Source organism: Salinicola aestuarinus, from assembly GCF_003206645.1.
Classification (GTDB): Bacteria; Pseudomonadota; Gammaproteobacteria; order Pseudomonadales; family Halomonadaceae; genus Salinicola; species Salinicola aestuarinus.
Window position 1 is genome coordinate 641385 of the sequence record NZ_PZJP01000008.1, and the last position, 14658, is coordinate 656042.

Here is a 14658-nt window from a genome sequence, read left to right on the forward strand (position 1 = left end):
CGCTCTCGATCAGAGGCGTTCGAACACCGTCGCCACGCCTTGTCCCATGCCGATACACATGGTGGCCAGCCCGAGCGAGGTCTGCTGCTGGCGCATGACGTTGAGCAACGTGGTGCAGATCCGCGCCCCTGAACAGCCCAACGGATGGCCGAGCGCAATGGCGCCCCCGTGGAGATTGACCGCCTCGTCGAGACGATCCAGCAGGTCAAGATCCTTGAGCACGGGAATGGCCTGGGCGGCAAACGCCTCGTTGAGCTCGACGGTCTGGATGTCGCCCGTCGTGAGCCCGGCGGCCTTGAGCGCCTTTTGCGACGCCGGAACAGGCCCGTAGCCCATGATCGAAGCATCGCAGCCGGCCACGCCGGTGGAGACGACCTTGGCCAGCGGCTCAAGACCCAACGACTTCGCCCGCTCATAGCTCATCACCATGAGCGCGGAGGCACCCACCGAGAGCGCCGACGAGCTTGCCGCCGTCACGGTGCCGCTTTTGGGATCGAAGGCCGGCTTGAGCGAGGCCATCTGCTCGAGGCTGGCATCTTCACGGACGACCTCGTCGTGCTTGATGCGACTCAACAGTCCCTGCGCGTCGTGGCCCTCGATCGGCACGATTTCGCGATCGAAATAGCCCTGCCGATTCGCCTCGCTGGCCCTTTGGTGCGAGCGGAGGGCGAACTTGTCCTGCTGCTCGCGGGTGACGCCGTGCATCTTGCCCAGCAGTTCGGCAGTCAGCCCCATCATCATGGCGGCCTTGGCTGCGTGTTTACTCGCCGCCGGGTTGACGTCCACCCCATGCGTCATCGGCACGTGTTCCATGTGCTCGACCCCGCCGATGAGGTAGCAATCGCCCATGTCGGCGCGAATATTGGCGACCGCGATATGCAGCGCGCTCATCGAGGAACCACACAGGCGGTTGACCGTCTGCGCCGGTACCGACCGGGGAATGCCGGTGAGGATGGCAGCATTGCGCGCGATGTTCATCGACTGCTCGAGGGTCTGATTGACGCAGCCCCAGATCACGTCATCGACCGCGGCAGGGTCGAGACCCGCGTTTCTGTCGAACAGCGCCTGCATCACGGCGGCGGAGAGATTCTCGGCGCGCACATTGCGAAAGGCGCCCTGCTTGGCCTTGGCCATGGGGGTGCGAACGGCGTCGACCACCACGGCATCTCTGGCATGCAAACTCATAACGTTGACTCCGATGGGTGGTGGATTCAGACGCGACCTGCGTCCTGGGTCGCCGGCGTCTCGGCGTAGAAACGCTCGCCGTTGGCGGCCATTTCGCGCAGGCGCGACGTGGGTGCATAGAGCGCACCCAGTTCGTCAGCCAGCCGCTCGGCTTGAGCGACGAACTCGCCAACGCCCAGCGCATCGATATAGCGAAGGGCCCCACCGCGAAACGGCGGGAAGCCGATGCCGTAGATCAGCGCCATGTCCGCCTCGGCCGCTGATCCCACGATGCCCTCTTCGAGGCAGCGCACCGTCTCCATGCAGAGCGGGACCATCATTCGGGCGATGATCTCGTCATCGCCCAGCTCGCGCTGTTCGGTGACGACTTCGCTCACCAGACGATGCGCTTCATCGTCATGGAGCTTTTTCGGCTTGCCCTTGCGGTCCTCTTCATAGCGGTAGAAACCACGGCCATTCTTCTGCCCCAGTCGCTCATTTTCGAGCATGATCTGAATCGCCGACTTGTCGCGCTGCGCCATGCGATCGGGGAAACCTTCGGCCATCACATCGCCGGCGTGAACCGAGGTATCGATACCCACGACGTCGAGTAGGTAGGCCGGCCCCATCGGCCACCCGAAGCGCTCCATGATCTTGTCGGCACGCTCGAAGTCGACGCCGTGAGCCGCCAGAGAGCTAAAACCGCCGAAGTAGGGAAAGAGCACCCGGTTGACCAGAAAGCCCGGGCAGTCGTTGACCACGATCGGCGTCTTGCCCATCTGCCGCGCGTAGGCCACGGTCGCGGCAACGGCCTTATCGGAGGTCTTGGCGCCCCGGATGACCTCGACCAGCGGCATGCGGTGAACGGGATTGAAGAAGTGCATCCCGCAGAAGTTTTCGGGACGCGACAGCCCCGCCGCCAGCCGATCGATGGAGATAGTGGAGGTGTTGGAGGCGAGCACCGTCTGCTCGCTGATCCGCGACTCGACTTCCTGGAGTACCGCGCCCTTGATCTTGGGATTCTCGACGACCGCTTCGACGACGATGTCGACCGAATCGAAGTCACCGTAGGAGAGCGTGGGGCGAATGTTACCGAGCACTTCCGCCAGGCGTTCCTGGCTGAGTTTGCCGCGCTCCAGCTGCTTGCCAAGCAGCTTGCGGGCCTCCTTGAGACCCAGTTCGATCGCCTCGACCTTGATGTCCTTCATCAGGATCGGCGTGCCCTTATAAGCGCTCTGGTAGGCGATGCCGCCGCCCATGATCCCTGCCCCGAGCACTGCCGCCTGAGCGATCGTCGGTGCGTTGTCGGCGTAGCCCTTGGCTCTCTTCTTGACCGCCTGATCGTTCAGGAACAGCCCAACCAGGTTGTAGCAGACATCGGTCTTGGCCAGCTTGGCGAAGGCTTGCGCCTCGATGGACTGCGCGCGCTCCCGCTCCTCGCCGGCGCCTTTCTGGATCACACGAATCGCTTCGATCGGCGCCGGGTAGTGCGGCCCTGCCTTGCCGGCCACGTAACCCTTGGCGGTTTCGAACGCCATCATCTGCTCGACGCCATTGAGCTTGAGCGGTGAGCCCTTCTCAACGCGACGGGCGCGATAGTCGAGGTCACCGGCCGCCGCCTTGCCGACCAGATCCCGTGCCGCACTCATCAGCCCTTCAGACGGGACGACCGCATCGACGGCGCCGACCTTGAGCGCGGCACTGGCGTCATTCTGCGTGCCGCCAGCGATCCATTCGATGGCGTTGTCGGCGCCGATCAGCCGCGGCAGCCGCACACAGCCTCCCCAGCCCGGGACGATCCCCAATTTGGTCTCGGGGAGCCCGATCTGGGCGCCATCCGCCATCACTCGGTAGTCCGTTGTCAGGGTCACTTCGCAGCCACCGCCCAGCGCCAGACCATTGATGGCGGCAACCGTGGGAAACGGCAGATCCTCAATTCGGTTGAAGATGACGTGAACCTGCTGATTCATGTCGACGAGGAACGCTTCGTCCTTGGCGAACATGCCGTGGAATTCGGTGATATCGGCGCCAACGATGAAGGCATCCTTGGCGCTCGCGAGGATCAGCCCGGTAATTCCGGACTCTCCTTCGAGCGACGCGATGGCCTCGTCGAGTTCGCTGATGACAGCGGACGACAGCTTGTTGATCGATTCGGCTTTGAGATCGAAGGTGAGGATGGCGAGACCGCCCTCCTCCCGCTCGACGCGAATGGCATCGCCTTGATAGAGCATGGGGTTCTCCGTGCCATGACTTCAGTAAGCTCCGACGCGACCCGGAGCGAATCATACGAGCGTTTGAATGCCTGCAGCATTGCGTGACCCCGGCATCGCGTCAAGCTCAACCAAAGTCGTGAGCGGTACTCGAGCCTTCCTAAGGGTGAAGGAGATCGAGACGATGGCCCCGGCCGTCAGCATGACTGACAGGGAGCCGACGCGGGAATCCGTCGGGGTGCGCTAGACTGCAGCCGCTCGTGGTTTCATTGCACCGTTCACCCCCGAGCACTGTCCGTCGATCATCTTCACCGTCACTCAGGAGCGCTGCGTGCCCTTCAAGGATAGTCTGCCCCCGCCGAAGCTGGCCTGGATAGAGCCGCTCATCGCCCGATCGAGACGCTTGTTGTGGCTGTGGCCGCCGATTGCCTTCGTGCTCGGCCTGCTGGGGTTCTTCCTGGTCAATCGTCAGCAATGGCTGGGTGCGCTACTGGCCGTAGGACTGGTGCTCACTTGGGTGCTGCTGATCGCGGAAAGCCTGATTAGTCGGTGGCTCTCGCGACGTGGCCGTCAATCCGGACTGCCGCGTGCCGTCACCACCTTTCTGGCACAGATGGTCCATCAGGAGACGCTTTTTTTCTGCTTGCCCTTCTTCCTGGCGACCACGATCTGGACCAGTGGGCAGGCGCTGTTCACCGGACTTCTCATTGGCTGTGCGCTGCTGGCGATTCTCGACCCGCTCTACTTTGGCCTCTCGAACCGGCACCGCTGGCTCTACTTTCTCTTCCACGCCCTCTGCGTCTTCGTGGTGACGCTGGTCGCGCTGCCGATCATGCTGAGCCTGACCACCGGCGAGAGCCTGATTCTTTCGATTCTGGCCATGGCGTTCTTCAGCATCCCCAGCCTGGTGGGTCTGCTCAGGCCCGCGGGAACCTGGCGCTGGCTCGCCATGCTGGGGCTAGTGGCGTTACTCAGCGGCACCGCGTGGATGGGCCGCAGCTTGATTCCACCGGCGACGTTATGGCTATCGGGCAGTGCCCTGTCACCGGCGTTCGATACCGCCGCGCGTGAGCCCCGTGGCGCGATGGCGTTGACACCGGAAGCACTGCGGACGCGCGGCCTCTATGCCTACACGGCCATTCGCGCGCCCCGCGGGCTACGCGAAAAGATCTATCACGTCTGGCGCCACGAGGGACGCGTGGTCGAGCGCATTCCTCTGATCATTCACGGTGGCCGAGAGCAGGGTTACCGCGCCTGGACGCACAAGCAACATTTCTCGAACGATGTCGGCGGCCGCTGGCAGATCGATGTGACGACCGAAACCGGTCAGCGCATCGGCAGCCTGACCTTCACCGTGGCCCCGGGAGCCGAGGCCAGCAAGGCCGATGGCCAAATTCACCGTCCGCCCGGGCTTCCCGGATGGAACATTCGCCATCTTTTAGGAAATGACACGAGCCACGCCAAGGATTGACGACGTCGCTTGCATTATCCTGCGGCGCTTTAGAGAATGTTAGGACGTTCACGATTTAGGTAAACCGCTATGGCACAACATATCGGCTTCAAACTCGCTCGCTTGCCCCGACTCTGGCGGGCCGTCATCGATGAACGCTTGGCGCCGCTGGGCCTGACCCAGACCCGCTGGGTGACACTCTACAATCTTCGCCGCATGGGCGGCGGTCAGGCGCAATGCGATCTGGCCCGCGCCATCGGCGTCGAAGCGCCGTCTCTCGTTCGCACGCTCGACCAGCTGGCCGAGCAGAATTTGATCGAGCGCCGCCCCTGCTCGGAGGATCGCCGCACCAAGCGGCTACATCTCACCACTGAGGCGTCGCCGCTACTCGAACAGATCGAGGCGATCGTCGATCAGGTTCGCGATGAGATGCTGGCCGGCCTGAGCGATGAAGAGATCGATCACTTCGAGGACGTGCTCAACCGCATCGAGAAAAACGGGCTCGACCTCCAGCGCCAGGCAGAACCGGCTAAGGTCGGCTGACGCCGACCGTTCTCCAGACCCGGCGTCGACGCGCCGCCCCGGACGGTGGCGCTCCTGCCCCCTCAACCTTTTCGGCCGCTACCCGCCAGCGTATCCCGCATGGCAAGCCATGTTGGCCATTCGCGTTCGAAGCGCTCGAGCCCCACACCCTCCTGCCACCAGACCCGCAGCGTCTGCTCGCGAGATTCCACCACCAACACGTCGTCCGGCAGGCTCTCGAGCCATGCCGCCAGCGCCTGATGCCTGGCGTCATCCAGCGATGGCAGTGGCACTTCCCGCCAGCGCCAGTCTGGCGTTGCCGCATCGAGCGCCTCGCTGGCGACTCGGTTACGCACCAGAACGAACGCGGCGCCTTTCTCGTCGATCGGGTAACGTAGCCGGTACCCGATCAGCGCGATGTCTGGCCGCGCCAGAGGCGCCCGGGTGAAATCCAGTTCGCCACCATGACGCCTGACATACTGGCGGAGCCGGCTGCGTAGCGTTTCGCCCGGGCTGGGACGCAGCCAGACCATGGGGGAAAGAATCAGTAATACCGCAATCAGTAGGCATGCCCAGATGGCCATAGCGCTCTCAGTTTGGTGCTGTTGAATTGAAGGATAATGATCGCCGCCTTCGTTGCGGCCGCTCGTCGCATCCGCCATGATCGGCTGCGGCACGATGCCATGATGAGTGCGCTTGGCGGCGCCTGGCGACGGGATTACAGTAGGAAACAGGCATTAGCCGGATGGGAGGAGTCACCATGAGCAACGAATATCAACACGTACTGGTCGCCGTGGATCTCACCAAGGATTCATACAAGGTGCTCGAGCGCGCGATCCCCATCGCTCGCCGTAATCAGGCCAAGCTGTCGATCATCCATACGCTGGAACCGCTCGGTTTCGCCTACGGTGGTGACATCCCGATGGATCTGACCAGCATCCAGGATCAGCTGGACGAACACGCCACGCAGCGGCTGGGCGACATTGCCGATCCCTACGATATTCCCCGGGAAGATCAGCACATCGTCATCGGCATGCCGGATACCGAAATCCAGCGCTTTGCCAAGGAGCACCATGTCGATCTGATCGTCGTTGGCTCCCACGGACGCCACGGCTTCGCCCTGCTGCTCGGCTCGACTTCCACCGGCGTGCTGCATGGTGCCGAGTGTGACGTGCTCGCCGTGCGCGTCGGCAAGGATGGCGAAACCCAGGAGTAAGCGACGCTCATTTCGCACCGAGCGACAGCCACTGCCGCGCCCCGAGGCGCGGCAGTGACGTTTCAGTCCTCGCCCGCCGCCATCGCTTCGAGCGTCATCCAGCGCTCCATGGCCTGATCGAGCTCTGCCTGCGCTTCGCTCATCGCCTCCAACGTGGCGGTCACCGTCGTGCTCTCCTGCTGATAGAAATCGGGGCTGCCGACCTTGGCCTCGAACTCACCGATCTTGGCCTCGAGTGCTTCAATCGTCGCCGGTAGCGCATCGAGCTCTCGCTGCAGCTTGTAGGAGAGCTTGACCGGCCGCTTGTCGCTGGTTGCCCGGCTGCCGGCGACCGGCGATGCCTGAGTCCCGTCCTTGGCGGAGGTCTCCGCGCCGCTGCCACGAGGGGTCTCCCAGGGAGCCGGCGGCAGCTTGCCCCCCTGGCGCACCCAGTCGGTGTAGCCGCCGACGTATTCGCGCACGATACCGTCGCCTTCGAAAGCGAGCGTCCCGGTCACGACGTTATCCATGAAGGCTCGGTCGTGAGAGACCAGCAGCAGCGTGCCTTCAAACTCCAGCAGCAGTTCCTCGAGTAGCTCCAGCGTCTCGACGTCGAGATCGTTGGTCGGTTCGTCGAGTACCAGGACGTTGGCGGGCTGGGTAAAGAGTTTGGCCAGCAGCAGACGGTTGGACTCGCCGCCGGATAGTGCCTTCACCGGCTGACGGGCTCGCTCCGGGGTGAAAAGGAAGTCCTGGAGATAGCTGATGACGTGCTTGTCCTTGCCCGCCACGGTGACCTTGTCACTGCCCTGCGCGACGTTGTCGTAGACGCTCTTGTCGAGCTCGAGCCCGGCTCGTAGCTGGTCGAAGTAGGCGACGGAGAGGTTGGTTCCCACCCTGACGCTGCCCTCCTGCGGCGTGAGCTCGCCGAGCAGGACCTTGAGCAGAGTCGTCTTGCCGGCGCCGTTACGGCCGATCAAGCCAAGCCGGTCGCCGCGCTGAATCTCCAGCGACAGATCACGGATGATGCACTCTTCACCGTAATAGTGAGTGACCTGCTCGAGCTCGACGACCCGCTTGCCGCTGCGTTCGCCGCTGTCCACCTGGAAGGAGGCCTTGCCTTGCCGCTCGCGGCGCTGGGAGCGCTCGCCGCGCATCTTCTCGAGCGCCCGCACGCGGCCCTCGTTACGGGTCCGGCGGGCTTTGATGCCCTGGCGAATCCATGACTCTTCCTGGGCGAGTTTCTTGTCGAACTCGGCGCGCTCGCGGGCTTCGACCTCGAGCTCGTGGGCTTTCTGCGCCTGGTAGGTGGCGTAGTCTCCGGGGTAGCGACCGAGGCGCCCTCGATCCAGCTCCAGAATGGCCGTGGCAAGGCGTGACAGAAATGCCCTGTCGTGAGTGATGAAAAGGACCGCGCCATCGAAGGCGAGCAGTTGTTCCTCGAGCCACGCAATCGTGTCGATGTCGAGATGGTTGGTAGGCTCGTCGAGGAGCAGCAGGTCGGGACCGGCAACCATGGCTCGCGCCAGCGCCACACGCCGGCGCCAGCCACCGGATAGCGCGCGCATCTGGGTCTCCGCCAGCAGGCCCAGTCGAGTAAGCACGGTGTCGATACGCTGGTGGAACGACCAGCCGTCAAGCGCCTCGAGGCGCGTCTGCAGCGTCTCCAGTCGGCGCATGTCGGGGTCGTCCTTGGCAATCAGCCGCTGATACTCGGCGAGCAGGTCACCGGTTTCGGGCAGCCCCTGAGCGACGATCTCGAAGATGGTGGCGTCGTCGGCGTCGGGCAGCGACTGCTCGAGCACACCGACCTTGAGCCCGGGGGCCCGCCAGACATGGCCGTCGTCGGCCTGGTTGTCACCGGCAATCAGACGCAGCAGTGTCGACTTGCCGGTCCCGTTCCGTCCTACCAGGGCCAGTCGCTCGCCTTTCTCGATCACCAGATCGGCACCGTCGAGCAGTACGTGATGCCCGTAGGCGAGTTGCAGTTGTTCCAGCCGGAGCAGTGCCAAGGAGAACCTCATGATCGTGATTAGAAATCGAGCGCCATTGTAACGCGCTCAGCCGATGCTGCAGTGATATCGCGCGGTCTCTACAATGGGCGAACTCGCAGCGGAAGAACTCGCAGCCGGACAGCGTGACTTGCCCGCGCCTCGACGCCCCGCGCGACCCCGTTCGTCTTGAGTGGCCTTCTGCTGCCGTTCGCTCTCATCATCAACGTCTTCGTCAACAAGGAGTGCCGCTTGAGCGACACGCCCCAATCGTCATCACCGCTACCCGAGGCGCTGGAGATCACGTCTCCTGCACCGCTCATCGATATCGGTGCCAATCTCACCCACGAAAGCTTCGAGCGCGACCTCGACGCAACGCTGGGCCGTGCACAGCACGCCAACGTCACTGCGCTCATCGTCACCGGCGCGGATCTCGAAGGCGCACAGAAGGCGCAGACGTTGGCCGGGCGCTACTCGCAGCTCTACGCCACCGCCGGCCTGCACCCGCACCACGCCGGCGAGTGGAACCCTGACCTCGAGGCGCGGATGCGCGAGCTGCATCGGACCGACGAGGTCGTTGCCGTCGGCGAATGCGGGCTGGACTTCCATCGCGATTTCACGCCGCGGGACGTCCAGCAGCAGGCGTTCGAGGCGCAATTGGCGCTGGCCGCCGAATCCGGCCTGCCTCTGTTCCTCCACGAGCGCGACGCGGGTTCGCGGATGCTCGAAATACTGCGGGAATGGCGTGACCGGCTCAGCAATGCCGTGGTGCACTGTTTCACAGGCGACAGGAAAACACTTCACGGCTATCTCGATCTCGATCTGCATATTGGCCAGACCGGGTGGATCAGCGACGAGCGCCGTGGTCATCACCTGCGCGAGTTCGTGGCCGACATTCCCAGCGATCGGCTGATGGTCGAAACCGACTGTCCTTACTTGCTGCCGCGCCATTTGCCGGCGAAGCTCAAGGGACGCCGTCATGAGCCTGCTCTGCTGCCCTGGATCGTGCGCGAGCTGGCCCACTGGCGCGGCGAAACGGAACAGACGCTGGCCGCGCAATCCACCCAGACCGCAGCCAGTTTCTTTCGGCTGCCGATGCAGAACACCACGGGGCAGGACACATGATCGAGTATCCGGGATTCATCGCGGTCGAGACCGGTGAAGACAACTCGCTACCCCTGGCGATTGCCTGGGCGCTCTCCGACGGCACGGTCAAGCACACCCTGATTCAACCCGACGAGCAGTGGCTCGACGACGAGATGCTCTCGTTGAATGGCTATGATCTCGATGACCTGCGCTACCTTGGGGTCAGCCCGTTGGATGTGCTGCGTGAGCTCGAGGGCGATCACTTCAACGAGACGCTCTACACCGCTGGCGTGCAGGATGACGAGGCGGCGCTGTCGCGGTTGTTCGACGACTTCGGCGTCGACCCTTTCGTGGAGCTCGCCCCCGCTTCCAGGCTCTACCCCGATCTCGACGCCGGCGAGTGGTCGCGAACGCGCAACGAGATGTTCGGCGATATGGGGCTGGAACCCCTGCGTCCCGAGCACGAAGTACAGGTCATGCTCGAACTGCACAAGCGCCTGATCAACGAGCAGGCGTGATCCCCGAGCCGGCGTTCGCCGAGCACGTCCCGGTGCCGGCGCCATGGGACGCGGGGGTTCAGCGGCCGCTGTCGACTAGTCGCCGTCGGCCATGCGCCGCGGCGGCTTCCAACGTCATCCCTCCCTGATAGTAGCCCTCCAGGGCGCGATAAAAAGCGTCGGCTCGCGGCGGTAGGCCATGTCTCCGGTGGTACTCGGCGCGCTGGGCCACGTTGGCGGCGAAGCGCTCGGGATCGCCGTCGGCGCCATCCAGGTTGTCGACGCTGACGCGAAACGGCTTATCACACGCCTCGCTGAAAAGACGCTCAAATGCCTGCGGTGCGATCTCCACGCGCTCGAACTCGGACTGTTGCAGTGCGTCGCGACCGTCGGGTTCGTACCAGTAGCCGTAGTCCTCCTGCTCCCGGCGGGCAGCGCCGGCAATGCACCAGTGGCTGATTTCGTGGAGGGCACTGGCAAAAAAGCCATGCGCGAAAATGATGCGGTGGTAGTTCTGATCACCACCCGCCGGCAGGTAGAGCGGTTCGTCATCGCCGCTCACGAGGCGAGTGCCGTAGGATTCCGCGAAGAGCGCATCGAACAGGGTGATCAGATCCTCGATTCGGTGGGTCACGCACAACTCCAGAAGGGACGGTTTGATCGATCGGGTGGCGGACCTGTCACGGCTGCGCAGGGCCCGGCCAGCCGGTGGGCGAGTATACGCAACTCGCCGATGGTCGCCGAGCCCGGAGAGCACAACACCTGCTAGAATCGCCGCCCTGTCCATGCGGTCAAAGGAAGGGCTCATGCCATCGCTATCTACCCGCTGTCGTCGCGAAACGGGCAGCTTGCTTCGCCTGGGACTGCCGATATACGGCGCGCAGCTCGCCCAGTCGGGAATGAGCGTTGCCGATATCATCATGTCCGGTCGCGCCAGCGCGACGGATCTGGCCGCCGTGTCGGTCGGCGCAAGCCTGTGGGTGCCACTGATGCTGTTGATGACCGGCACGCTGATGGGCGCGACACCGATCGTCGCACACCGCGTGGGCAGCGGCCGCTATGACCGGGTGCGCGCCGGCGTTCATCAGGCACTGTGGGTCGCCCTGATCTTCGGCTCGCTCTGCGCGATCACGCTGGCGCTCGGCGCATCGCCGATCTTCCGGCTGATGGAGATACCGGCGGACGTCGCGATCCTTGCCAACGACTACCTGGTTGCGGTGGCGTTCGGCATTCCCGCGGTGGCGTTCTATCAGGCGCTTCGCGCTTTCTCCGATGGCATGCATCACACCCGGCCCGCCCTCTGGATGGGGCTGCTAGGACTTGCCGTCAACGTCCCGTGCAACTACCTGTTGATCTACGGCGGCGCAGGACTGGTCGATCTTCTTGGGACAAGTGTGCCCGGTTTCCTTTCCGATTTACCGGCGCTCGGCGCTCGAGGCTGCGGCATCGCAACCGCAATCTCGATGTGGGCGATGTGTCTGGGCATGGCCTGGTATACACGCCGCAGCCGCGCCTACGCACCGGTGACCCTGTGGGCGGCGCCGACGCCCCCCCGGCTGCGGGAAATTGGCGAACTGCTGTATGTCGGGATGCCGATCGGTCTGGCAATCTTTTTCGAGGTGACGCTGTTTACGGTCATCACCTTGCTGGTGGCGTATCTGGGCGAGATCACGGTCGCGGCTCACCAGATCGCCCTCAATGTGACATCGGTGCTGTTCATGTTGCCGCTGTCGCTGAGTATGGCGCTGACGGTGCGTGTCAGTAACCGGCTGGGGGCGGGCAATCCAGCCGAGGCACGTTTCGTCGCCTGGAACGGCACGGCGGTCGGCTTTCTGATGGCGCTGCTTAACGGCTTGCTGATCTGGCTATTCGCAGAGCCGGTGCTCGGTATCTATTCGACCAACACCGAGGTCAAGACGCTCGCGATGTCGCTGATCCTGCTGGCGATGCTGTTTCAGATATCGGACTCCCTGCAGGTCAATCTTGCCGGAGCGCTACGTGGCTACCGGGACACGCGCGTGGTCATGGGCATCACCCTCGTCTCGTACTGGGCAGTGGGGCTCGGCGTGGGGCACCTGCTCGGCCGAGGGATTGCCGGCATCGACGCCCTGGGTATCTACGGCTACTGGATCGGGCTCAACGCGGGGCTGACATCGGCCGCCGCCCTGCTGGGATGGCGACTCTGGGTAATCTCGCGACGACGCAGCAACGAGGCCGGAGCCTGAGCGGTGCCCGAACGAGAGGTGTCAGGCTCCGTGCACGGGTCCGACAACGTGAACGTTCGACAAATTCGCCACTTAACAGCGTCTCCCTGCCTGTGCTAATACTGATCCGAGGCCAAGCCGATAGATCGTCGAACCAGGAGGGTAGCCATGGGTACTCCACTTTCCCCCCGCTGTGCACAGGTCATCGATCTGGAAACCCGAAGAGATCGGCTCAAGGCGCGAAAACGGTTGGTGCGCCTATCGCCCGAACTCGATGGGCTGGAGATGCTCTACTACATCTCGCGTGACCCGGACACGCTGTATAGCCTGCCACTGCTTGCCTGGGGCCTGCGAGACGACGGCAACGTCATCGGCCTGGTGCCGTGGATGGACAACCTGACGCCGTGCCAGGCGCTCGATGATCCCGAATATGGGCATTTCGTCGGCTATCGCGACCCGGAAACGGAAGACATCTTTTACGAGGCGCCGGCCCACAAGATCGCCGAACTCGAGCACGCCGCGGCCTACTTCGATTACGAAGAGACCGACGACGTGTCACTGACCCAGCAATTACCGGAAACTCAGGGAACCCATGCCCTCTGTGCCACGGCTCACGGCGACCCCTGGCAGCTCAAACAGGTCTACGGCTGGCATCTCTACAGTGACGGTAGTGTCGACGCGATGCTGCTCGACGACCAGGAAGTCGCCTCGTTTCCGATCCTGGCTGGAGACAGTTGTCTCTACCCCGGCCGCAGCCGACACGCCTCGATCTACTTCTTCCAGCGCAATATCGCCAACCGGATCCGCGAACAGGACGGCGAAACACTCGAAGCGCTGGCGTTGATGGTCAGCCCCGGAAAGGGATGAGCGAGACAGTCCTCAGGCGTCGATCCGAATTCGATAGTGGTACTCGTCGCCACTCTCGTATTGTTCGATCAGTTCGTGACCCAGGAAACCGCAAAACTTGGGAATATCGCGGGTGGTGGCAGGGTCCGATGCCAGCACGTGCAACACTTGGCCGGCCTGCATGTCCCGAACCTTGTTGTGCATCAGCATGATGGGTTCGGGGCAGTAAAGGCCCCGGGTATCCAGCTCGGCATCGGATCCAGTCTGAGTCTCTTGCATGGTTTCTCCTACTGCCGTCAGTCGTGAAGCTCGACGTGAACGGTCACTTCTTCTCGGTCGTGGTAGAGGTGTTTGCAACGCACTGTCGCCGCAATGTGTCGCGCCCCCAGCTCGTGCTCGAGCCTGGCGAGACAGCGGTTCACTTCCTCCCAACGCTTCTTCATCGGCAGTTTGAGATTGAAGATCGCCTCGCGGCACCAGCGCTTCACCAGCCAGCGCTCGACCATGTCGATCACTCGCATCGGTTTGTCCACGATATCGCATACCAGCCAGTCTAGACGGTACGGCGGCTCCCAGACGAAACCGTCTTCGCGAAGATGCTCGACCTGCCCCGTCGCCATCAGGCCCTTGTCCATGGGCCCATTGTCGATGGCATAGACGAACATCTGCTTTCGAACGAGCTGATAGGTCCAGCCACCTGGGGCCGCGCCCAGATCCACCGCCTGCATGCCGTCGGCGAGTCGCTCTTCCCAGCGATCCCGCGGGATGAAAACGTGCCAGGCTTCCTCGAGTTTCAGCGTCGAGCGGCTCGGCGCATCCGAAGGGTGTCGCAGACGTAACACGCCACCGGGATGTTCACTGCGATTGCCGGGGAAACTCATGCCGATCTGAACGGACTCTCCCGATAGCCAGAACAGATGGAGCCGGCGGCCACCCGCTTTACGCCGCAGGCCCCCCCCTTTCTTCAACGCACTCTCGAGCGGCCGGCTCAACGATTTGGACAATCGCACCAGGCTTTTGCCTTCATTAGTATCTGGCGTTTCATGCCAAACCGATTCGAAATTCCAGCCGCTCTGATTGACCAGGCTCACGATCGCCCCGAGACGATCCTGGCGGTCGAGCATGAGCGGCTCAAAGGCGACCAGAGATTGGCGCGCGAACACCAGTGAATCCAGACGTATGTCACGATGGATCGCATTGGCGGCGCCTTCGGCGGTGCGCCATCTGACGAATCCCGCGTTGGGTGTCGGCGTGACGACCTCGCCTGTTGCGCCGGCTCGTGCAGCGCGATCGGCGATTTCAGCACCGAGATCGGCTTCAAAACCGGCGCGGCAGTAGAGAAGCCATTCGTTGGGAGTCCGGTTCACGCAGTCCTCTTCGATCTGATCTGAATTGACGACATACCCTAGCATGTCTGCCGATGGCCATGTTTTACGGTCAATCAGCCCGTTCTATTGACGCCGCAGTGTACGAATCAACGCGGCGGTCTTTTC

14 protein-coding genes are annotated in these 14658 nt (G+C 63.3%); 7 read left to right on the forward strand and 7 right to left on the reverse strand.

Annotated elements, in window-relative coordinates; all coding sequences use genetic code 11:
* Positions 1 to 9: 9 nt before the first annotated feature.
* Both fadA and fadB read right to left on the reverse strand, forming a co-directional pair.
* Entirely contained in the window at positions 10 to 1185 is a 1176-nt protein-coding gene (gene fadA, locus DOM41_RS14790; protein WP_110687605.1) for an acetyl-CoA C-acyltransferase FadA, read from the reverse strand.
* Positions 1186 to 1211: 26 nt separating this feature from the next.
* Positions 1212 to 3395 carry a fatty acid oxidation complex subunit alpha FadB gene (gene fadB / locus DOM41_RS14795; protein WP_110687606.1) on the reverse strand — a complete coding sequence of 728 codons (2184 nt, stop codon included), beginning with the start codon at positions 3393 to 3395 and terminating at the stop codon, positions 1212 to 1214.
* Positions 3396 to 3705: 310 nt separating this feature from the next.
* Between fadB and DOM41_RS14800 the strand changes: the two genes are divergently transcribed.
* The gene (locus tag DOM41_RS14800) at positions 3706 to 4845 is read left to right on the forward strand and encodes a DUF5924 family protein (protein ID WP_188112410.1); all 1140 of its coding nucleotides are present in this window, start codon (positions 3706 to 3708) and stop codon (positions 4843 to 4845) included.
* A gap of 69 nt (positions 4846 to 4914) precedes the next feature.
* Positions 4915 to 5367 (forward strand): transcriptional regulator SlyA, encoded by a 453-nt coding sequence (gene slyA, locus DOM41_RS14805; protein ID WP_110687607.1) that lies wholly within the window; start codon positions 4915 to 4917, stop codon positions 5365 to 5367.
* A 62-nt stretch (positions 5368 to 5429) separates the two neighbouring features.
* On the opposite strand, the gene DOM41_RS14810 is transcribed toward slyA, so the two are convergent.
* Positions 5430 to 5930: a preprotein translocase subunit YajC gene (locus DOM41_RS14810; protein ID WP_110687608.1), complete on the reverse strand. Its 501-nt coding sequence runs from the start codon at positions 5928 to 5930 to the stop codon at positions 5430 to 5432.
* Between the two features lie 176 nt (positions 5931 to 6106).
* Here DOM41_RS14810 and DOM41_RS14815 point away from each other — a divergent pair, with 176 nt between their 5' ends.
* Positions 6107 to 6562 carry a universal stress protein gene (locus tag DOM41_RS14815; RefSeq protein ID WP_110687609.1) on the forward strand — a complete coding sequence of 152 codons (456 nt, stop codon included), beginning with the start codon at positions 6107 to 6109 and terminating at the stop codon, positions 6560 to 6562.
* A gap of 62 nt (positions 6563 to 6624) precedes the next feature.
* Here the strand turns inward: DOM41_RS14815 and DOM41_RS14820 are convergent, their stop codons facing one another.
* Positions 6625 to 8553 carry an ATP-binding cassette domain-containing protein gene (locus tag DOM41_RS14820; protein WP_110687610.1) on the reverse strand — a complete coding sequence of 643 codons (1929 nt, stop codon included), beginning with the start codon at positions 8551 to 8553 and terminating at the stop codon, positions 6625 to 6627.
* A 231-nt stretch (positions 8554 to 8784) separates the two neighbouring features.
* Between DOM41_RS14820 and DOM41_RS14825 the strand changes: the two genes are divergently transcribed.
* On the forward strand, positions 8785 to 9657 hold the full coding sequence (locus DOM41_RS14825) for a TatD family hydrolase (RefSeq protein ID WP_110687668.1): 873 nt from the start codon (positions 8785 to 8787) through the stop codon (positions 9655 to 9657).
* Positions 9654 to 10136 (forward strand): hypothetical protein, encoded by a 483-nt coding sequence (locus DOM41_RS14830; RefSeq protein WP_110687611.1) that lies wholly within the window; start codon positions 9654 to 9656, stop codon positions 10134 to 10136. Before DOM41_RS14825 ends, DOM41_RS14830 begins: the two co-directional genes overlap by 4 nt.
* A gap of 58 nt (positions 10137 to 10194) precedes the next feature.
* Here the strand turns inward: DOM41_RS14830 and DOM41_RS14835 are convergent, their stop codons facing one another.
* Positions 10195 to 10749 (reverse strand): elongation factor P hydroxylase, encoded by a 555-nt coding sequence (locus tag DOM41_RS14835; RefSeq protein WP_280951231.1) that lies wholly within the window; start codon positions 10747 to 10749, stop codon positions 10195 to 10197.
* A gap of 172 nt (positions 10750 to 10921) precedes the next feature.
* Here DOM41_RS14835 and DOM41_RS14840 point away from each other — a divergent pair, with 172 nt between their 5' ends.
* A complete protein-coding gene (locus tag DOM41_RS14840) occupies positions 10922 to 12340 on the forward strand; it encodes an MATE family efflux transporter (RefSeq protein WP_110687613.1) in 1419 nt (472 codons plus the stop codon).
* A 147-nt stretch (positions 12341 to 12487) separates the two neighbouring features.
* Complete coding sequence (locus DOM41_RS14845; RefSeq protein ID WP_110687614.1) at positions 12488 to 13186, forward strand: hypothetical protein; 699 nt, start codon at positions 12488 to 12490, stop codon at positions 13184 to 13186.
* Positions 13187 to 13198: 12 nt separating this feature from the next.
* Here the strand turns inward: DOM41_RS14845 and tusA are convergent, their stop codons facing one another.
* Together tusA and rlmM are read right to left on the reverse strand one after the other, a co-directional pair.
* Positions 13199 to 13444, reverse strand: coding sequence for a sulfurtransferase TusA (gene tusA, locus DOM41_RS14850; RefSeq protein WP_110687615.1), 246 nt, complete (start codon positions 13442 to 13444; stop codon positions 13199 to 13201).
* A gap of 17 nt (positions 13445 to 13461) precedes the next feature.
* A complete protein-coding gene (rlmM, locus tag DOM41_RS14855) occupies positions 13462 to 14532 on the reverse strand; it encodes a 23S rRNA (cytidine(2498)-2'-O)-methyltransferase RlmM (protein WP_245391860.1) in 1071 nt (356 codons plus the stop codon).
* Positions 14533 to 14658 lie beyond the last annotated feature (126 nt).